The 18,771-nt window shown below is 64.9% G+C and carries 18 protein-coding genes and 2 pseudogenes; 9 read left to right on the forward strand and 11 right to left on the reverse strand.

All coding sequences use genetic code 11. The features are described from left to right. Window positions 1–15: 15 nt before the first annotated feature. The 8 genes from E4K09_RS21855 to E4K09_RS21890 form a co-directional block, all read right to left on the reverse strand. Complete coding sequence (locus E4K09_RS21855; protein ID WP_134499798.1) at window positions 16–651, reverse strand: chemotaxis protein CheX; 636 nt, start codon at window positions 649–651, stop codon at window positions 16–18. Between the two features lie 5 nt (window positions 652–656). Next, entirely contained in the window at window positions 657–1,040 is a 384-nt protein-coding gene (locus E4K09_RS21860) for a response regulator transcription factor (RefSeq protein WP_134499799.1), read from the reverse strand. Between the two features lie 101 nt (window positions 1,041–1,141). After that, on the reverse strand, window positions 1,142–1,411 hold the full coding sequence (locus E4K09_RS21865; protein ID WP_134499800.1) for a hypothetical protein: 270 nt from the start codon (window positions 1,409–1,411) through the stop codon (window positions 1,142–1,144). Further along, the gene (locus E4K09_RS21870; RefSeq protein WP_166802437.1) at window positions 1,408–3,399 is read right to left on the reverse strand and encodes a chemotaxis protein CheA; all 1,992 of its coding nucleotides are present in this window, start codon (window positions 3,397–3,399) and stop codon (window positions 1,408–1,410) included. Before E4K09_RS21870 ends, E4K09_RS21865 begins: the two co-directional genes overlap by 4 nt. Further along, window positions 3,392–4,264 (reverse strand): CheR family methyltransferase, encoded by an 873-nt coding sequence (locus E4K09_RS21875; RefSeq protein WP_134499802.1) that lies wholly within the window; start codon window positions 4,262–4,264, stop codon window positions 3,392–3,394. Before E4K09_RS21875 ends, E4K09_RS21870 begins: the two co-directional genes overlap by 8 nt. After that, window positions 4,261–5,361, reverse strand: a complete 1,101-nt coding sequence (locus tag E4K09_RS21880; protein WP_134499803.1) for a protein-glutamate methylesterase/protein-glutamine glutaminase — start codon at window positions 5,359–5,361, stop codon at window positions 4,261–4,263. The genes E4K09_RS21875 and E4K09_RS21880 overlap by 4 nt, the downstream gene beginning before the upstream one ends. After that, window positions 5,358–6,794 (reverse strand): chemotaxis protein CheW, encoded by a 1,437-nt coding sequence (locus E4K09_RS21885; protein ID WP_134499804.1) that lies wholly within the window; start codon window positions 6,792–6,794, stop codon window positions 5,358–5,360. Before E4K09_RS21885 ends, E4K09_RS21880 begins: the two co-directional genes overlap by 4 nt. 4 nt (window positions 6,795–6,798) lie before the next feature. Next, complete coding sequence (locus tag E4K09_RS21890) at window positions 6,799–8,745, reverse strand: methyl-accepting chemotaxis protein (RefSeq protein ID WP_134499805.1); 1,947 nt, start codon at window positions 8,743–8,745, stop codon at window positions 6,799–6,801. A 428-nt stretch (window positions 8,746–9,173) separates the two neighbouring features. Between E4K09_RS21890 and E4K09_RS21895 the strand changes: the two are divergent. The 7 genes and pseudogenes from E4K09_RS21895 to E4K09_RS21925 all read left to right on the forward strand — a co-directional run. Continuing rightward, window positions 9,174–10,055: pseudogene (locus tag E4K09_RS21895) on the forward strand (AraC family transcriptional regulator); the annotation flags it as partial. Window positions 10,056–10,244: 189 nt separating this feature from the next. Further along, complete coding sequence (locus E4K09_RS21900) at window positions 10,245–11,321, forward strand: ABC transporter substrate-binding protein (RefSeq protein ID WP_134499807.1); 1,077 nt, start codon at window positions 10,245–10,247, stop codon at window positions 11,319–11,321. A gap of 83 nt (window positions 11,322–11,404) precedes the next feature. Next, complete coding sequence (locus tag E4K09_RS21905) at window positions 11,405–12,229, forward strand: ATP-binding cassette domain-containing protein (protein ID WP_134499808.1); 825 nt, start codon at window positions 11,405–11,407, stop codon at window positions 12,227–12,229. Next, the gene (locus E4K09_RS21910; protein WP_134499809.1) at window positions 12,226–13,485 is read left to right on the forward strand and encodes a sugar ABC transporter permease; all 1,260 of its coding nucleotides are present in this window, start codon (window positions 12,226–12,228) and stop codon (window positions 13,483–13,485) included. The genes E4K09_RS21905 and E4K09_RS21910 overlap by 4 nt, the downstream gene beginning before the upstream one ends. A 25-nt stretch (window positions 13,486–13,510) precedes the next feature. After that, window positions 13,511–14,239, forward strand: a complete 729-nt coding sequence (locus E4K09_RS21915) for an SDR family oxidoreductase (protein WP_134499810.1) — start codon at window positions 13,511–13,513, stop codon at window positions 14,237–14,239. Window positions 14,240–14,295: 56 nt separating this feature from the next. After that, entirely contained in the window at window positions 14,296–15,909 is a 1,614-nt protein-coding gene (locus E4K09_RS21920) for an FGGY-family carbohydrate kinase (protein ID WP_134499811.1), read from the forward strand. Window positions 15,910–16,049: 140 nt separating this feature from the next. Continuing rightward, window positions 16,050–16,316, forward strand: coding sequence for a hypothetical protein (locus tag E4K09_RS21925; RefSeq protein ID WP_134499812.1), 267 nt, complete (start codon window positions 16,050–16,052; stop codon window positions 16,314–16,316). Between the two features lie 69 nt (window positions 16,317–16,385). Here E4K09_RS21925 and rnk read toward each other — a convergent pair whose 3' ends face one another. Together rnk and E4K09_RS21935 are read right to left on the reverse strand one after the other, a co-directional pair. Beyond that, window positions 16,386–16,814, reverse strand: a complete 429-nt coding sequence (gene rnk, locus E4K09_RS21930; RefSeq protein WP_134499813.1) for a nucleoside diphosphate kinase regulator — start codon at window positions 16,812–16,814, stop codon at window positions 16,386–16,388. Between the two features lie 37 nt (window positions 16,815–16,851). Further along, complete coding sequence (locus E4K09_RS21935; RefSeq protein ID WP_134499814.1) at window positions 16,852–17,208, reverse strand: hypothetical protein; 357 nt, start codon at window positions 17,206–17,208, stop codon at window positions 16,852–16,854. 415 nt (window positions 17,209–17,623) lie between these two features. On the opposite strand from E4K09_RS21935, the pseudogene E4K09_RS21940 reads away from it, so the two are divergent. Together E4K09_RS21940 and E4K09_RS21945 are read left to right on the forward strand one after the other, a co-directional pair. After that, a pseudogene (locus tag E4K09_RS21940) lies at window positions 17,624–18,139 on the forward strand (CreA family protein). Between the two features lie 12 nt (window positions 18,140–18,151). Continuing rightward, entirely contained in the window at window positions 18,152–18,346 is a 195-nt protein-coding gene (locus E4K09_RS21945) for a hypothetical protein (RefSeq protein ID WP_134499815.1), read from the forward strand. Between the two features lie 229 nt (window positions 18,347–18,575). Here the strand turns inward: E4K09_RS21945 and E4K09_RS21950 are convergent. Then, window positions 18,576–18,771: single stranded DNA-binding domain-containing protein (locus E4K09_RS21950; RefSeq protein ID WP_483238020.1), on the reverse strand; the 196-nt coding region annotated here is incomplete at its 5' end.

Genomic DNA, 18,771 nt, shown 5'->3' on the forward strand with positions numbered 1-18,771 from the left:
TGCGACCTCATGGCCTCAAGCCTCGTCTCCCATCACCCGATCAATGAAGCTCTTAATTAGCTCTTGTAGAGCCGTTAGCGAGGGCAGATCCATCAGCATGGCGATGTACCCTCGTACGTCTTTATTGCGTACCGAAAAATTGATGTAGAGGAACAGGACCAGCCCGCCCTCCGATCGATCCGGGGTGAGCGTGAATAGCCGGGCACCGTCTCCTTTGACCACCTGCGGCAAAGAGATCGTGAGGGAGCGCTTCAACATGTTCGCCATGGTGGCGAGACAGCCGTTCAGGATCACGTTGCCTGTCTCGGCGAGCGCCTCCAGCTCCATTTCGGCGATCTGATCGGGCGGCACGTCGCCGCCGAGGATGGCGCGGACGAGATCCAGGCTGGTCTCCTCTGGAAAGATCAGCAGGGCGCGCCCCGAGAAAGCCCCCTCGAACTGCTGCTGGATAGCGACGAGCTCCTCCGTTTCCCGCTCTCCGATCAGGCGGGCGGCATCCTGGGGCGCCATGATCTCGACGGAAGGCACGGAGAGAAGGACCTCCTCTCCGATCATCTTGCGCAGATTCGCGGCGGCGCGGCTGACCCCGATATTGACGAGTTCGGTCAGGGCGTCGCGTTCGAGCTCCGTCAGGGCGATGTGACCTGCCATGACCATTACACGCCACCCGCCCGGAGCCGCAGGGCGGCCCCGGATATGAAACCTCTCAGCCCGTCTTCCGTGAGGGGTTTGCTCACGAAGGTGGCATTCACCTCCCTCGCCCGCGCGATCACCTCGTCCTGAATATTGGCCGTGATCACCGCAATCGGCATAGTCGGGTGGCTGGAGCGGATCTCGGCGGCAAGCTCAAGCCCGTCTTTTTCCGGCATGTTGAAGTCGATCATGGCCACGTCGATCTTTCGCTCGCGCAGGATGCTGAGGGCATCCATCGCATTGCCGGCTTCAACCCGCTCCCAATCGGGCTGCAGCCCGGCCAGAGCCTTGCCTGCGACAATCCGCGCCAGCTTGCTGTCGTCAACGATCAGAACTGTTGTTGCCACTCAAGGACTCCGCCTGGGATCTGCTGACCGGAAGGATCGGGTCTGCTCGTAAGGGAAAGGCTCTTCGCCTCTTTTAGAGTATGCTGGGGCGATGGCAACCGTCAGCCGTCCTCAGGCGGGGTATCGCCGGATTCCGCGCCGATCAAGGCCGGGATGATCCAGGTTTTCAGGAAGCCGTCCTGACCGGTTCCCTTGAGGGTGGGTCTCAGAGCCATCAGGACCTGCACAACGGCCGCATGGAGGTGGCTGGCCTCCGTCAGATCCACTGTCCGGTCCGGGCCAGCCTGGAGCAAACTCAGCAGCGGCTCCGCATCCTCGACGCGGCACGGTCCCTCCAGAACGATGGCATCGCCGGCCAAACGAACGCTCATCCCAACAGCTCCGGTATATCGAGAATCATGAGAACGCTGCCGTCGCCCAAGAGCGTCGTTCCCATCACACCGGACATTCCGGAGAGAATCCCGCTCAAGGGACGCATGAGTGCATCGATTCTCTCGGCAAAACCATCCACGGCGATCCCGACCAGTTCATCGCCGACCGCCATGACGACGATCTTCATGCCGGATGCGGCTTCGGGACCTGGAGGCAAGCCCAGCAAACCGGCGAGACGGATCAGCGGAAGCGTTCGGTCGCGCAGAACGAACGCCTCTGCGTCACGAACGGGAAGGACCCGGCTTGCCGGCAGGAGGACCGTCTCGACAATGTGATCGAGGGGAAGGCCATAGAGTTCACCGCTGACCCGGACTGCCATGATCCGGGTCATCGCGACGCTCACCGGCAGGGCGAGGCGGATGGTCGTTCCGGCTCCGCGCGTGCTTTGGACGCTGGCATGACCACCGAGCCTCTCGATCGTCGCGCGCACCGCATCCATGCCGACGCCGCGGCCCGACACGTCGGTGACCTCGGCAGCCGTCGAAAAACCCGGCGCAAAAATCAGATCGACAGCCTCGGCGTCGCTCATGCGGTCGAGTTCTTCGGCAGGAGCGACGTTGCGCTCCCGCGCCACCCGCCGGATGACGGACGGATCGATGCCGCGTCCGTCATCATCGACCTCGATCAGCACCCGATCGCCGACACGGCGAGCCCGAAGGACAATTCTCGTGCGCCCGGGTTTCCCTGCCGCCACACGCTGGTTTTCGGATTCGGCCCCATGGTCGACAGCATTGCGCAGGACATGGAGCAAAGGCTCGAACAACCCTTCCACGACCGATTTGTCAGCCTCCACATCCTCACCTTCGATGGAGAAATCGACCGTCTTGCCCAGCTGACCGGAGATATCCCGCACCGCCCGGGGAAAGCGCCGGAAGATATCCTGCATGGGCATCAGGCGGATATCCATGACAGCCCTGTGCATCTCGGCCACGAGGCGATCGATCGTAGCCTGGCTCGCATGAAGGCCTTGCAAGAGATCCTTCCGGCCCGACCCGTCACCCACCTGGCCGACCAGATGGGCCAGAGCATTCTTCGCAACGACCATCTCACCGACGAGATCGGCCATGCGGTCGATGCGCGCCGCATCGATGCGAAGCATGCGCGTGCCGCTTCCGGAGGTGGCGGACACCGTGTCCCGCGTGGCATCGTGGGATGCCGGCGCGTGCCCCGAGATTGCCGCGCCGGGAGCGATCTCGTGGATCGTCACCTGATCCGGCACGAAGCGGAAAACCGCCTTCACGGCGTCGAGGACTGTGCCGGAGAGCGCCTCGATCACCAAGTTGCAGGAGAATGGATCCATTTCCGCCGCGGGCGGCCAGGGATTGCGGTTCGAGATCCGAACAGCCCGGAGATCCGGCACCGACTGCAGAAGTGCAAGCGGATCGTCACCGGCAAAAAAGCAATCGGCGCGCGGAATGTACCGGAGAGCCACCAGCGGAGTGGCCTCGGCCCGCAAGGCTGCCGAAGCCAGCCTCGGGCCGAAGGCTTCCTCGATCCAGCCGAGATCCGCTTCCGAGTCCGGGGCCTCCCGGCGGATCGCCTCCTCGTCGAGCTGCAAGCGCAAGGCCCGCGCCAGTCGGTAGCCTTCCTCCGCGGCCTCTGCAGGCAGGTGCCCCGTGCGCTCGATGGCGTCGACCCAGCGTTCCGTCTGGTTGATGCAGCCGATAAGCTCATCGATCGCGGCGCCGTGTTTCGCCGCCCGTCCCGCTCTCATGCCGCCAAGAAGGTCCTCGGCGGCGTGGAGCGCCAGGCCCATGGGCGCGAAGTCGAAGAGCCCTACGGAGCCCTTGAGGGTGTGAACGGCCCGGAAGGCTCCATCGATGTGGGAAGCGGCATCGGAATTGCGCTCGAGCGCGAGAAGATCATCCGTGGCCTGCTGGATCAGTTCGCGCGCTTCGACGATGAAGTGATCGAGAAGATCATCCATGACGATCACCTTCCGGCCGCTGATAGATGATCGCATCCTCGAAACGGCGCAGTTCGAACCGCTTCGAGATCCGGCTCATCGACTCGGTGTGCCCGAGGCAGATGTATCCCCCCGGATGCAGGGAGTCGTAGAGATTGTTGACCGCCAGCAGGCGGGAGGCATCGTCGAAGTAGATCAGAACGTTGCGGCAGAAAACGATGTCGAACCGGCCCTGGGCCGCAACCGAGGCGGGATCGATCAGGTTCGCCGCGGTGAACTTCACGGATTCGCGCAAGTCCTGGATAATCTTCCTGTGCTCGTTCCGGGGCGGCTCGAAATAGCGTTCGATCACGTCGGGGGACAGGCGCGACAGGGATCGCACGCCATAATCCCCGGCCTGCGCTTCCTTGAGAGCTTGGGTGTCGATGTCGGAGCCGACGATCTCGATGTGGTAGGCATCCACGACGGGCCAGTTCTCGAGCAGCCAGATGGCAATGGAATAGGGTTCCTCCCCCGTGGAGCACGGCACCGACCAGATGCGCACGAGATCGCCGGGCCGTCTGTGCTGGACGATGTTCGGAAGAAGCGCGCGGCTCAGGCACTGCAGCTGATGCTCCTCGCGGTAGAAGTAGGTCTCGTTGACCGTGAAGACGTTGATCAAGCGCTCGACCTCTCCGCTGTCGAGCTCGAGATGCGCGAAATAGGCGGAGAAGCTGCGCAGTCCCGATGCGGCCATTCTCTCGGCGACCCGTCGTTCGATGTAGTAGCGCTTGCTCTCGCCGAAGATCATCCCCGTCCGGCGGTAGAGAAACTCGCAGAGGCGGCGTATCTCGTCGGCGCCCAGCGTTGTATCGGCGGGTTGCGGTGCGCGGGGGCGTCTGCTCATGAGCCCTCCACCAGATCCATGATCCGATCCGCGATCTGCTCCAGAGGAGCGACGACCTGGGCCCCTCCCCGGCGGACGAGCTCGCCCGGCATTCCCCAGACCACGGCGGTTTCTTCCGCTTCCGCGATCGTGCGGCCGCCTTGCTCTTTCAATCGCGCCATGGTCTGCGCGCCATCGCTGCCCATCCCCGTCATCAGCACGCCGATCAGCCGTTCGGACGGGAAATGCTGCATGGCGCTGTCGACAAGGCGATCGACGCTCGGATGCCAGCGATGCTCCGGCAGCGAAGGGGCCGCCATGACCATCGGGCTGCTCCCGCGAATGCTGACGATGACATCCGCATCGCCCTTGCCGATATACGCATGCCCAGGCGCGAGCGGCATGGGATATGCGGCCTCGGTGACGGTGATGGCACACAGCTTGTCGAGGCGCTGCGCCAGGGGACCCGTGAACGAGCCCGGCATGTGTTGGGCGACCACGACAGGCCAGGGAAAGTCGGCTGGCAGCCGGGACAAGACTGCATCGAGCGCAGGCGGCCCTCCTGTCGAACTCCCGATCAGGACGAGTCCGGTCGAGGGCGCGGCCTTGATCGTCCGCTTCGTTGCCGGGGCAGAGGCACGCTTTCGCGGGATCGGGGCAGGCGCCCGGGACATCAGGCCGCTGCGCAGTCTCACCCGCTCCGTCAGTCGCAGGCTGCCGCGCAGGCGGGCACGGGCTGCCGCCCGCACCTTCTCGACGAGCTTCGGGGCCAGGGTGTCAATCTCCAGGGACACAGCCCGTTCGGGTTTCGTGATGAAATCGACGGCCCCGAGTTCAAGGGCCTGGAGAGTTATCCCCGCGCCGGCCTCAGTCAGCGAGGACACCATCACCACGGGGCAGGGACGCATCAGCATGATGCGGTCGAGGCAGTCGAGGCCATCCATTCCCGGCATATGGACGTCGAGCGTGATCACGTCCGGCTCGAATGCGGCTAACTTCTCCAGCGCCTCCGCGCCATCGCGCGCGAAGGCGATCTCGAAATCACCTTCGGCCGCGAAGACACGGCCGAGAAGACGTCGCATGAGCGGTGAATCGTCGACGATCAGGAGCCGGATCACGAAGCGGGTGGCTCCATGTGTCCGCCGATGCCTGCCAGCAGGTCTTTTTCGGCCCTGTCCAGCAGTTCGCCCGGATTGAGGAGGAGGATCATTCTCCCCTCGATCTCGATATTGGCGATGCGGTCGATCACCTGCCCTCCCTCGGCGGCCAGTTCAGGCGTCGGGCGAAGCTGATCGCGAGAAATGTTGAGAATCTCGGAGACCGTATCGACGACGAAGCCCGCCTGCATGTGATCGATGCTGACGACCACGATGCGCTCGCGGCGCCTCTCGCCGTTCCGATCCAGCCTGAAGCGGCGCCGCTGGTCGATGACCGGGACGACGCGCCCCCGCAGGTTCATCACGCCTTCGATGAAAGCGGGCGCTTTGGGCAGCCGCGTCAGCGTGTCGGGTACGCGCACCACCTCCTCGACGGCTCCGATGGGCAGGCCATACTCGTCACCACCCAGCTGGAACACGACGAACTGCTCGTCACCCTTCGAAGGTCCGTCGGCGCTGTTCATCTCGTGGCCCGTCCCCTTCTGCTGAGCGATCTGCTCGATGATGGCCTGATCGCGGAACAGATTTTCCGTCGACAGGACGGAAACCAGTCTCTGCCCACCGTCGAGGCGGCAGATCCCCTGGATCCGAGCCTCCGCGCTGCTTCGCGTCAGGAGCGCCGGGACGGGATCGATCGCGCTGGCCGGGATGCGGAGGATTTCCTTCATGCCGTCCACGGCGAGCCCCACAAGCGCGTCCCCGATCCGCGCCACCACGACCCGGGACCGGCTCTCGCCATGCTTACCTTCCCGCAAGCCCAGGAGGCCCCGCAGGGACACCAGCGGAAGCAACCGGCTCCGCATGGTCATGGCGCCGAGCATCACCGCGTCCGTCTGCGGGACGACCGCCACGCTCTCCGGCTGTGCAACGACCTCGTAGACCGATGCGAGCGACAGCGCATAATCCTGCCCGGCCACCGAGAAGCACACCAGAGCGATCTCGTCGGGCGCGGCCGCCGTCCGGGCCCGAACCTCAGGGCGTTGAGAAATCGGGCCGCTCTGCCCCCGGCGGCCGAAGCCCACGAAGCCCTTGGCCAGCAAGCCGTCCAGATCAATCGGCTGCGCGGGAGCACCGCCAGTCGACTTCCCCGAGTCGAGGGATGCGATCCTGTCGATCACGAGCCCGACCGGGGAGCCCCGGTCCACCACGACGACCCGCGCATTCGCCGGATGATCTCCCGCACGCCCGAGGAGGCTGTGCAGCGACACGACCGGCATCACCGCACCGCGCAAATTCGCAACCCCCAGCAGGCTCGAGGGACCGAGCGGCACACGAGTCAAGGCCGGGAAGCGGATCACCTCGGCGATGTCGGACGCAGGCAAGGCGAAGCGTTCATCCCCGACCTGCACCGTCAGGAAGGACTGCGCGACAGCCGAAGGAGCCGGCTCTGCCATGATCCTAGGACTCCACGATCTGGAGTTCGTCCGCCAATGAGGCGATTTCTTCGATGGCAGCCGCCAAATCCTCGGCGCCTCGCGCCTGCTGTCGGGCTGCGGTTGCGGCCTGCGTGGCGGCGCTCCCCGCCTGCTCCGCGACTGCTGCAATCTGCTGCGTGCCGAGCCGAACCTCACGCACAGCCGCCAGAATCGCTTCGGAGCCTGCCAAAATAGAGGTGCTGCCCTGCCGGAGTCCGGCGACGTCGCTCTCCACGGCCCTGAGCCTTTCAGCCACCAGGTTGTTCTTGGCGAGCTCCGCCTCGCTGATGACGGCGCTCTGTTCCAGATCGCGGCGGACGCTCGTGATCTGATCGCGGATCTGACGAACGACGTCCTTGATGCGGTCGGCATTCTCGGAGGCGTCGCGGGCCAGATTCCGGATGTCGCCCGACACGATGGCGAAGCCGCGTCCCGCCTCACCTGCCCGCGCGGCTTCGATGGAACCACTCACGGCGAGCATGTTGGTCTGGATGGCCACGAGCGCGATGCTTTCGACGATCTTCTCGATGCGGCGGCCGGATTCGTCCAGGGCCCCCATCAGGTCGACGATGGACTTCGTTTCCTTCAAGGCCTCCTCGCCACCTGCGGCCAGGCGCATGGTGCCGGCGCGGTTGCTTCGCAGGTCTGCCTCCAGCACCTCGATGCCCTGAACAGCCGTGTTGGCGACGTCGCGGGAGGCGGCGGTCGCCCGCTCGATCTGCGCCATGGCGGCATTGGCCTGCTGCGTGGCGGCGGCCTGCATCTGCGCGCCGCGGTTGATCTGCTCGACGGCGGTCATGATCTCTCCGGCGGCCCCGGAGAGCTCCTGGATGGCGGCGGACAACTCCTCGGCCGCGGATCCGACCTGCTCGGCCGATGCCGATCCAGCCGCATCCGACCGGAGATCGTCCGCCAGACCGGCCAGGGCCTGGGCCGTCTGCTGGCTCTGATCCAAGGCCGTGCTCTGCTGCTGCACCGCCCGCAGGGCCTCGGCGGCGGCGGCCGCCTGCTCCTCGGCGGCGCTGGCCACCTGCTCCGCGCCGCGCTGAACTTCCCGGATGGCGGTTTCGGCCTCGACCGCCGCGAGGAGGATGGACTGGCTGCCCTCCGCGAGGAGAGCGACATCGGCCCGGATCTTGTCGAGGGCGCTCACTACGGTACGGCCGATTTGGGCTTCGCCGCTTGCCGTCTCCGCCGACACCCTGATCCTCTCCGCGACGGAACGGACTTCGCTGACGATGCCGTCCGCTAGGCTCTGGATCTCCTGTGCGCTCTTCTCCGAATTGGCCGCGAGAGCCCGCACCTCGTCGGCGACCACGGCGAAGCCACGGCCGTTCTCCCCTGCCCGGGCCGCCTCGATGGCGGCGTTGAGGGCGAGAAGGTTCGTCTGGTCGGAGATCTCGCCGACCGCGCGGGTAATCTCCCCGATGCCGGCCGCCTGCGCCTCCAGGCGGGAGATGACGTCAACCAGCGCCTTCTGGCGCGTGGAATTGGCCTCCACCGCAGCGACCGAGGCGTCGATCTGGGCTCCGGTTTCGATCAGAAGGCTCTGAAGTCCCGCCGTCTTGGTGCGAGCCGCCTCCGCGTGTTTGCGGGCTTCCGCGAAAGAGGCTCCAAGACTGACGACGGCCGACAGGGATTGCTGCGAAGCGCCTGCCGCCTCCTCGGCTCCGGAGGCGATCTGCTCCATGGCCCGCCGTAATTCCTCGGCCGCGGACGAGGCCTCGGCAACGCCGCTGGCGAGTTCCTCGGTCGCCGCGCCGATGCGTTCGGCAGCCTTCTGCTTGCGGACCCTGATCCGTTCGAGATTCCGCCTCTGGATCGTTGCCCCCCTCCCCCCGGCGGAAAATCCGTTGGGCGCGGCGGGCTCGATCACTGCCGGACGCGACGTGTCCTTGCCCGGAAGCTCGGACGTTTTGACCAATGCCATGGGAGCCCCTCGCACATTTCAACAATGCTCATCTGCACCGGCCTGAGAAGGCCAACCCGCCGTCTGAGGCAAACCGGAAGAGAGAGAGCCTAGGATTTATAGGTGAGCTTTCAAACCAAACAAGGGATCCGGATCGGTTGCCCCCGGGCAAAGAATCCCCTAGCAGCGCCGGGCGTCTCCAGATCCAAGCGATTTGGGAACGGGGCGTCAGGGTTTCTCTGCGCCTTTTCCGCCTGGAGGCCGTGACATACATATTGCGGTCGATCGGGGCAGCCCACGTCAAAAAAGTATCAGTCTCCGTGGCGAAACGTGCTGGCACGCACCTGCTGCGAAGACTACCGTCACATCGAGAAAGAGCCGAAAATGAGATCGGCCGGCTGGGAGCACGGGCCGTTGCGGGCACCTGCACCGGCTTGGAGGAAACGGACATGGAGCCGGATCTCGAAGTCGTTCAGATAAGGCCCGGCGAGTCATTCGCCGCCTGGTCGCATGGTTATCCCTATCGCACCGTGCGTTGGCACTTCCACCCTGAATACGAGCTGCATCAGGTCGTCGCGACGAACGGACGTTATTTCGTCGGCGACTTCATCGGCGAGTTCGAACCGGGGAATTTGGTGCTGACCGGGCCGAACCTTCCCCACAACTGGGTCAGCGATGTCCCGAAAGATGCGATCGTTCCCCTGCGCTGCCGCATCATCCAGTTCAGCGAGAGCTTCGTCCGTGGAGCCACAACGGCCCTGCCGGAACTCGCTGGGCTCTCGCCCATCCTGGAATCCTCCCGGCGTGGAGTTCTCTTCAGCAACGAGACCAGCCGCGAGATCGCGCCCCTCATGGAAGAGGTGATGCATGCGCAAGGCGTGCGCCGCATCGAGCTCTTCATGATGATCGCGGGATCGTTGAGCCGTGCGCGGGGCTCGCGGATGCTGGCCAGTGCCAGCTACCTGCCCGATCCGTCCGGCTATATGTCGGCGGGGATCAACAAGGCCCTGGCCTATATTCGCGAGAACCTGACGCAGCCTTTCAACGAAGCGGACCTTGCGGCGATCGCCGGGCAATCGACGAGCGCGTTCTCCCGCGCCTTCCGCCAGCACACAGGCATGTCCCTGGTGCAATATGTGAAACGGCTGCGCATCAACCTCGCATGCCAGATTCTGATGAGCGACGAGCAGGCCTCGATCACGAGCATCTGCTACGAGGTCGGCTACAACAATCTCTCCAATTTCAACAGGCAGTTCCTGGCCGAGAAGGGCATGACGCCCTCTCGTTTCCGGCGCCTGTTACTCGATAACATCAACACGGCCAAGGCCGCGCAGAGGAGGAGGCGGGAAGCAGCATCTCACTCAACGAGAGAAAGTGCGGGTTGCACGACGGAACCCGCCAGGAGAGGCGCTTTGCTCTGAAGTCCGGTGGGGCAGGAGATAATCGACGCTTCTGCAACCACCGCCCACGAGCCGGCGCAATTCGACAGCATTATAACTGGATCAACGGGAGAGAAACGGATGATCACGTCTTCATGGAAACTTACCGGCCTTGCAGCCATCACCCTGTCCCTGCTCGCCGGGACGGGCGTTGCCATGGCTCAAAATGCCAAGGCGTCCAACGCCACGGTCGCATTCCTCATGCCCGATCAGGCCTCGACCCGGTACGAGGAGCATGACTTCCCTGGCTTCAAGGCCGAGATGGAAAAGCTCTGCCCGACCTGCAAGGTCATCTACCAGAATGCCGATGCGAACGTGTCCCGCCAGCAGCAGCAATTCAACTCGGTGATCTCGCAGGGCGCGAAGGTGATCGTGCTCGATCCGGTCGATTCCGCCGCCGCGGCCTCCCTGGTCAAGCAGGCTCAGAGCCAGGGCATCAAGGTGATCGCCTATGACCGCCCCATCCCCGACGCCAAGGCCGACTTCTACGTCTCCTTCGACAACCAGGCCATCGGCAAGTCGATCGCGGATTCGCTGGTGCAGCATCTGAAGAAGTCCAACGTGACCGCCGCCCAGGGCACGGGCGTGCTGCAGATCAACGGCTCGCCCACCGATGCGGCCGCCGGCCTCATCAAGAAGGGCATCCACGAGGGCCTCGACAACAGCGGCTATCCGATTCTGGCCGAGTACGACACGCCGGAATGGGCTCCGCCGAAGGCGCAGCAATGGGCCAGCGGTCAGATCACTCGCTTCAACAAGAACATCCTCGGCGTCGTGGCGGCCAATGACGGCACCGCCGGTGGCGCCATCGCGGCGTTCAAGGCCGCGGGCGTGAACCCGGTCCCGCCGGTCACCGGCAACGATGCGACGATCGCCGCGTTGCAGCTCATTATCGCGGGCGACCAGTACAACACGATCTCCAAGCCCAGCGAGATCGTGGCGGCGGCCGCCGCCAACGTTGCCGTCCAGTTCCTCGCGGGTGAGACGCCGAAGGCCGAGACGACGCTCTATAACACCCCTTCGAAGCTCTTCATTCCGGCGGTGATCACGGCAGAAAATCTGAAGGCCGAGATCATTGACAAGAAGATCAATACGGCCGAACAGCTCTGCACGGGCCGTTACGCCGAGGGCTGCAAGAAGCTCGGCATCACCCAGTAATACGGCAAACTCCGTCCGGCCGCCGCGCGGCGGCCGGACATCACTCGAGGCGTCGTGGAGACGCCTGCAGGGTCAGAGAAGCAATGGACAGAAACCAAGAGCAGCGGGACAAGCGCGAACTCGTGCTGAGCCTGCGCGGGATTTCGAAGAACTTCGGCGCCGTGTCGGCTCTGACGGATATCGATCTCGACGTTCACGCGGGCGAGGTCGTGGCGCTCGTCGGCGACAACGGCGCCGGAAAGTCGACGCTCGTCAAAACCCTGGCCGGCGTTCACCAGCCGACTTCTGGAACGATCACCTTCCGGGGCCATCCCGTGACGCTCACGGACCCGAGCGCCGCCCTCGGCCTCGGCATCGCCACTGTGTTCCAGGACCTGGCGCTGTGCGAGAATCTCGATGTGGTCGCCAACATCTTCCTCGGGCGGGAGCTCAGCCCCTATCGGCTCGACGAGGTTTCCATGGAGCTCAAGGCCTGGACCCTTCTTAACGAATTGTCGGCGCGCATTCCCAGCGTGCGAGAGCCGGTGGCGTCTCTGTCGGGCGGGCAGCGCCAGACCGTCGCCATCGCGCGTTCGCTGCTTCTCGAACCCAAGCTCATCCTCCTGGACGAGCCGACAGCCGCCCTCGGCGTCGCCCAGACGGCCGAGGTGCTCGATCTGATCGAGCGCGTGCGCGACCGCGGCCTCGGCGTCATCATGATCAGCCACAACATGGAAGACGTGCGTGCGGTCGCCGACCGCATCGTCGTGCTCAGGCTCGGCCGGAACAACGGCGTCTTCGACCCTGACGCCTCCAATGAGGAACTGGTCAGCGCCATCACCGGCGCCGACAACAATTCGGTCTCGCGCCGCGCCCATCGGCGGCAGGCGCAGAGTGGACAGGCCCCAGCACCGGAGGGACGCCAATGACGAAGAGCGCGGATCAGAACGCGCAGACGACCCCGATGCTCGATCGCAGAGACGAGCGCGTGAAGCATGCCGAAGGAATCGGCGGCTCGATCCGCGCCTTCTTCGACAGAGTCCGCTCGGGTGATCTCGGCTCGCTTCCCGTCGTGGTCGGTCTGGCGATCATCTGGACGGTTTTCCAGAGTCTCAACCCGGTCTTCCTGGCGCCCAACAATCTCGTGAACCTCCTGTTCGATTGCTCGACCGTCGGAGTGATCGCGCTCGGCGTCGTGTGCATCCTGATCGTCGGCGAGATCGACCTGTCGGTCGGTTCGGTCAGCGGTTTCGCCTCGGCGCTTCTCGGCGTCATGTGGGTGAACCAGGGCTGGCCCGTGTCGATCGCCATCCTCGCTGCTCTCGTGTTCGGGGCTCTGATCGGCGCGCTCTACGCCGTCCTGTTCAACCGCTTCGGCATGCCGAGCTTCGTGGCGACCCTGGCGGGTCTGCTGTCGATCCTCGGTCTCCAGCTCTATCTCCTCGGCTCGACGGGCTCCATCAACCTGCCCTACGGCTCCCCGCTGGTCGAGTTCGGCCAGCTGCTCGTGATGCCTGACCCGCTGTCGTATGCCCTTGCCGCGCTGCCGGGCATCGTGATGTTCATCCTGGGCTATCGAACGGCAGCCCGCCGCCGCAAGGCCGGTTTGTCGTCACAGCCGATGAGCACCCTGCTGCTGCGCTCCGTCGTGATCACGGTCGTTCTGGAATTCATCGCCTATTATCTGAATCTCGATCGCGGCATCCCATGGATGTTCGGCCTGTTCGTCGGGCTGGTCGTGGCGATGAATTATGCGCTGACCCGGACCAAATGGGGGCGCCAGATGCTGGCCGTGGGCGGCAACCGCGAGGCGGCCCGCCGGGCGGGCATCAATGTCCGCTTCATCTACACGACGGCCTTCATGCTCTGCTCGGGCCTTGCGGCCGCCGGCGGCGTCCTCTCCGCCGCGCGCCTCGCCTCCGCGAGCCAGCAGGCCGGCACCGGCGACGTCAATCTGAACGCCATCGCGGCTGCCGTCATCGGCGGGACCAGCCTCTTCGGCGGACGCGGCAGCGCCTATTCCGCATTGCTCGGAATCATCGTCATCCAGTCGATCGCCAGCGGCCTCACGCTGCTCGATCTCTCCTCGTCGCTTCGGTACATGATCACCGGCGCCGTGCTTGCCATCGCGGTCATCGTTGACTCGCTGGCGCGCCGCTCGCGTGCATCCCATGGCCGGGCCTGAAACCATCGAACGAAAAGGAAGAGCCATGGGCGAGAAGCTATCAGGCAAAGTCGCAGCCATTACCGGAGCGGCCTCCGGCATCGGTCTCGAGTGCTCCAGGATCCTGCTGTCCGAGGGTGCCCGCGTGGTGCTGATCGACCGGGACGAGGAAGCGCTGAAATCCGCCTGCGCCGATCTCGGCCCGCAGGCCATCCCCCTGCGCGTCGACCTGACCGATCCGGCAAGCGTCGCCCGCATGATGCCGCAGATCCTCGACCAAGCGGGCCAGCTCGACATCTTCCACGCCAATGCGGGGTCCTATGTCGGCGGAGAGGTTCTAAAAGGGGATCCGGATGCCTGGGACCGGATGCTGAACCTCAACGTCAACGCCGCGTTCCGGTCGGTCCATGCGGTGCTGCCGCACATGGTGGAACGCAAGACCGGCGACATCATCGTGACGAGCTCCATCGCCGGTCTGGTTCCGGTGGTCTGGGAGCCGGTCTACACCGCTTCCAAGCACGCCGTTCAGGCTTTCGTGCACACGGTCCGGCGGCAGGTCGCCCCACACGGCCTGCGCGTCGGTGCGGTTTGCCCTGGCCCGGTCGTCACAGCCCTGCTCAAGGATTGGCCCAAGGATAAGCTCGATGCCGAACTGGCGGCAGGAGGCCTGATGCAACCCGTCGAGGTCGCCGAAGCCGTGCTGTTCATGCTGACCCGCCCCAGAAACGTCACGATCCGGGATCTCGTCATTCTGCCGCAGAGCAACGACCTGTAAGACGCGTCGTCGGCATACCGTCACGGCTCCCGGTTCATTTTGGATGATCAAACCGTATGACAGACCATTTCCTCGGCATCGACGTCGGCACCGGCAGCGCCCGCGCCGGGCTCTTTGACGAGCAGGGCACCCTGCTCGCCTCCGCGAAGGCCGACATCGCGCTCTGGCACGAATCCGGCGGCATCGTGGAGCAGTCGAGCAACGACATCTGGCGCGCCGTCTGCGCTTGCGTGCGCCAGACCGTCGAGAAGGCGGGCATCGCGGCCGAAACAATTTCGGGGATCGGGTTCGACGCGACCTGCTCTCTCGTCGTGCTGGGGGCGGAAGGCCGGCCGCTGCCGGTGGGTCCGTCCGGCGATCCGGAGCGCAACATCATCGTCTGGATGGATCACCGGGCGACCGAGCAGGCGCGCCGGATCAACGCCACGGGCGAGACGGTGCTGAACTACGTGGGCGGCTCCATTTCTCCCGAAATGGAAACCCCCAAACTGCTGTGGCTCTCCGAGAACATGCCCGAGACCTTCACGGGTGCGTGGCAGTTCATGGATCTTGCCGATTTCCTCACCTGGAAGGCCACGGGAAGCCTGGCGCGCTCCACCTGCACCGTCACCTGCAAGTGGACCTATGTGGCGCATGAGAACCGGTGGGATGAGGGCTACTTTCGAACGGTGGGGCTCGGCGCCCTGGCCGACGAAGGATTCCGTCGCATCGGCACGGAGGTCGTCCCGGGCGGCACCGCGCTCGGCAACGGCCTGACCGAGCAGGCTGCGGCCGATCTCGGCCTGAGGCCCGGCACTCCTGTCGGAGCGGGTCTGATCGACGCACATGCGGGCGGCGTGGGAACGGTCGGCGCGCGCGGCAATGTGGGCAACGTCCTCACCCGCATGGCTTACGTGTTCGGCACATCCGCCTGCACCATGTCCTCGACCCGGGAGCCCGCCTTCGTGCAGGGGGTGTGGGGACCGTACTTCTCCGCCATGGTCCCGAGCCTTTGGCTCAACGAGGGCGGCCAGTCGGCGGCCGGCGCGGCGATCGACCATCTGGTCCGGATGCATCCGGCCTCGGAGCAGGCCGCCAAGTCGGCGCGCGACAACGGCATGAGCCTCAGCCAGTGGCTGTCGCTCGAAGCCGAGAAGCGTGGTGGCGCGGCAGCGATGCCCGGTCTGGTCGGAGATGTGCACGTCGTTCCCGAGTTCCTCGGAAACCGCGCTCCCTTCGCGGATCCTGAAGCGCGCGCGGTGATCGCCGGGCTCGGGATCGACAGCGATCTCGACAGCCTCGTGGCGCTTTATCTCGCGGGCGTGTGCGGCCTCGGCTACGGCGCCCGGCAAATTGTTCGCGCTCTCGGTGAAAAGAACGTCCTGATCGACACCATCGTGGTGAGCGGCGGCGCGGGCCAGAGCCCGCTCGTGCGCCAGCTTCTCGCGGACACCACCGGGAAGATCGTCGCGGCTCCGGTTTCGCAGGAACCCGTGCTCCTCGGATCAGCCATCCTCGGAGCCGTCGCGGCGGGCCGCTATTCCGATATCGACGAGGCCATGGCATCGATGTCGGCCATGGGCGAGACCTACCAGCCGAACACGGCATCGGCGGGGTGGCATGACAAGCGCTTCAAGGCCTTCGAAATGCTTCAGCAGGTAGCGAGAACCATCCGGACGGGCAGCGTCTAAGGACCGTCCGCTCTTTCCTCGAAGCGCCGTTCGGCAGCCTCACGGATACGTGTCCATCGCCAGCTTTGACCGATGGACACGTCCATCCTAGCTTGCAGGTCTCACACCAGAATCGTTCATCGTTTCAGGAAGGAGCACCGATGCAGCGCGCCACCGCTGTTCTTACAATTCTCGTTCTCAGCATTGCTTCCTCGAATCACGCCTTCGGCGCAGACGACACGCGTGTCCAGCATAGAACCTGGATGCGAAAACTGGTCACGCCAGGAGGAACTTTTCCCGCGGAACTGGACGCGATCATGGAACATGGCACCTCGATGGGACTTGCGCCGAACGGAACCTCCACCCAGCACCGGTCATGGATCAGAAAACAGGATGTCTCCGGTCGGATCAGCGGGGTTTCCCTGTAGAATTTTGGCAAACGGCAGGCGCATGCGCCTGCCCGTCTCTTGTGAGGCCTCCACCGGAGCGGCGCCCGATCAGGCGGGCTGACGCTCCGGCGCGGCTGGCTCGCGCACCTGCAGCACCGTCAAACGCTTCTTCTCTCCGGTGCGGGTGGTCCAGTCGATCGACTTGCCGACGGGAAGTCCGATCAGGGCCGTTCCGATGGGCGTGAGCACCGAGATCCGTCCTTTTGCGATGTCGGCCTCGTTCGGGTAAACGAGGGTCACGGTCTGCACGCGCCCGGTCACGTCGTCGCGGAACTCTACCTCGCACCCCATGCAAACGGTACCGGTAGACTGGCGCCCTTTCGGAAGAACATGCGCGCGGTCGAGTTCCTCGGCGAGTTCGGCCGCAACCTCGGGCATCGTATGCGAAGCTGCGTCAGCCAGCGCCGACAGCTTTGCGTGATCTGTTGCAGTCAAAGAAATGCGGGGCTTGAGGCTGCCTGCGGTTTTTCTGATCATTCCATGTCTCCTTGTCTGTTGTGGGACTCGTTGCGGCTCATGCCGCTCGCGGTCCTGGATTGTCGTCATCGGGCTTCGGCGGTTCGTGGGTCGTTCCGGGCGCTGCACGCTGTCGCGGGAACAGCGGGATCACGTTCCCGCCCATTGGCTCCGCCTCCTGCCGGATGTGCTCCGGCCGCGAACCCTCCGGCGGCGAGCGCATGACTGGCGTCTCCTCGGCGTGATGGTGCTTCTGAGCCATCGCCGTTTCGAGGATCTGCGCCAGGAAAGCGGACGACACTCGCGCTGCTGGAATGCGCTGGTCGCCACGCTGCTGAGTCCGCGCCAGACCCGCCGCATGGATGGGCTTGAGTCCCGCCAGGCGCAGGACGCGTTCGAAAAAATGGTGAATCATGCCGCCACGCCGGATGCTGGTGCATCCGCCTCCCAAGATGTCCGGAGATTTTGGTATCCTGGAGCGCCCCGAGCTCGGAACGCGTGTACACGTCGAGCCCGGGGCTACTTGCCCGCGATGAGATTGCCCGACCGAAGCAGGCCGCGACGGATGTGTGCGAAGCTCGACATGGCTTCGATGCTTGTCCAGAATACAGCGCTTGTCAAATCACGCCTGCGTGGCGCGGCCCGACAGGTCCACGCAACGATCTAGCTCGGAAGCGATCCCGCCAACGCCATCGCGCCATGCGGCACATCCTCCATTGACATTGACCAAAGCCGTCGGAACCCTGAGCGGGTACGCAGGGATCGATGCGTCGCGGGAGTGATGGACCTCGTCTGAAACCTGCTGGTATCGAATGAGGAGATCGGTAAAGATGGCCAGAGCGACCCTCGCGACCGCCGTCCTGGCCGCCAACCTGCCGGCCCAGGCCGGAATCGTCGGAAAGGTCAGAACGGACTGGGTCGGAAACGACATCGTCGAGGCGATCCAAGACCCCGAGGTTCAGGGCGTGACCTGTCACCTGACCTATTTCGAGCGCAGCGTGATCGACAGGCTCCAGCAGGGCAATTGATTCGAGGATCCCTCGAACTCGGCCATCGCGTGCCAGACGACCGGGCCGGTGACCACAGGCGACATCGACCTCGACCGGAACGGCGAGGAGGTCTTCAACGAGGGACGGAGCTTGAACTTCAAGAAGCTGGTCGTCAACCGCGTCTACGACCGCCAGAGCAACACGCTGATTGATCTCGCCCATACCCGGCAGGTCCAGCAGGGAGGCGCCAAGATGTCGACTTCCACCGTGCCCCTCTCCAGCGTTCAGGCCACCTTAGCCAAGGGACGCCCGCTAGAGGTTCAAGGCCCGCCCCCTGCGGGCTGCCGACAAGGATAACAGGAGGACAGGATGCTTGGTTGGATCGTTCGGGGATTGCTGATGGCAGCCGGCGTGGTCACGGGATGGTTCGTCGCCAAGGACGCTCCGAATTTCGGTGTCGTCCAGATGATGGTGGCCCTCCTGCTGCTCACCCTGGTGGTTGCCGTCATCGCTTTCTGGCCCGATCGCTGGAAGATCAGATCGAACCGCCCGAACAGGATGTGACTTGGGCTCGAGGGGCGGTCCCCTGGCCTCCACGCCTCTCTCAGGAGCAGGACCTCGTTGCTCGTCATCGCAATGACAGTGCCCCCGCGCTGCAGGATTGTCGGAGATCACCGGAGGAGCACCGCGCTCGCTGAGAAATCAGCCAGACCAGATCGGTCATGGTCCGGCTCCCCACCGGGGGAGCCGACAGCCCTGCCAACCAACAGCGGCCCCTTGATGGGCTCCGACCCTAGAACGGAATATCGTCGTCGAGGTCGTTGTAGCGCGGTGCTCCACCCCCGCCCTGGGCAGGAGACGGCCTGCGCTCCATGGGGGAGGCTCGTCCGAAGTCGCCGCCGCGGCTGATCTGGCCCGGCTCCTCGTCGCCATACTCCGACGCGCCGCCGCCCTGGCGCCCGTCCAGGATCGTCAGCTCGCCCCGGAAG

Origin of the sequence: Microvirga pakistanensis (assembly GCF_004458765.1) — a bacterium.
Lineage (GTDB): Bacteria > Pseudomonadota > Alphaproteobacteria > Rhizobiales > Beijerinckiaceae > Microvirga > Microvirga pakistanensis.

Bases quoted from the DNA above. Each gene is read 5' to 3' on its own strand.
- E4K09_RS21870 (WP_166802437.1), bottom strand. From the start codon at position 3,399: ATGGATGATCTTCTCGATCACTTCATCGTCGAAGCGCGCGAACTGATC.
- E4K09_RS21900 (WP_134499807.1), top strand. From the start codon at position 10,245: ATGATCACGTCTTCATGGAAACTTACCGGCCTTGCAGCCATCACCCTG.
- E4K09_RS21945 (WP_134499815.1), top strand. From the start codon at position 18,152: ATGCTTGGTTGGATCGTTCGGGGATTGCTGATGGCAGCCGGCGTGGTC.
- E4K09_RS21865 (WP_134499800.1), bottom strand. From the start codon at position 1,411: ATGAGCGTTCGTTTGGCCGGCGATGCCATCGTTCTGGAGGGACCGTGC.
- E4K09_RS21920 (WP_134499811.1), top strand. From the start codon at position 14,296: ATGACAGACCATTTCCTCGGCATCGACGTCGGCACCGGCAGCGCCCGC.
- E4K09_RS21875 (WP_134499802.1), bottom strand. From the start codon at position 4,264: ATGAGCAGACGCCCCCGCGCACCGCAACCCGCCGATACAACGCTGGGC.
- E4K09_RS21915 (WP_134499810.1), top strand. From the start codon at position 13,511: ATGGGCGAGAAGCTATCAGGCAAAGTCGCAGCCATTACCGGAGCGGCC.
- rnk (WP_134499813.1), bottom strand. From the start codon at position 16,814: ATGATCAGAAAAACCGCAGGCAGCCTCAAGCCCCGCATTTCTTTGACT.
- E4K09_RS21885 (WP_134499804.1), bottom strand. From the start codon at position 6,794: ATGGCAGAGCCGGCTCCTTCGGCTGTCGCGCAGTCCTTCCTGACGGTG.
- E4K09_RS21935 (WP_134499814.1), bottom strand. From the start codon at position 17,208: ATGATTCACCATTTTTTCGAACGCGTCCTGCGCCTGGCGGGACTCAAG.
- E4K09_RS21910 (WP_134499809.1), top strand. From the start codon at position 12,226: ATGACGAAGAGCGCGGATCAGAACGCGCAGACGACCCCGATGCTCGAT.
- E4K09_RS21905 (WP_134499808.1), top strand. From the start codon at position 11,405: ATGGACAGAAACCAAGAGCAGCGGGACAAGCGCGAACTCGTGCTGAGC.
- E4K09_RS21855 (WP_134499798.1), bottom strand. From the start codon at position 651: ATGGCAGGTCACATCGCCCTGACGGAGCTCGAACGCGACGCCCTGACC.
- E4K09_RS21890 (WP_134499805.1), bottom strand. From the start codon at position 8,745: ATGGCATTGGTCAAAACGTCCGAGCTTCCGGGCAAGGACACGTCGCGT.
- E4K09_RS21925 (WP_134499812.1), top strand. From the start codon at position 16,050: ATGCAGCGCGCCACCGCTGTTCTTACAATTCTCGTTCTCAGCATTGCT.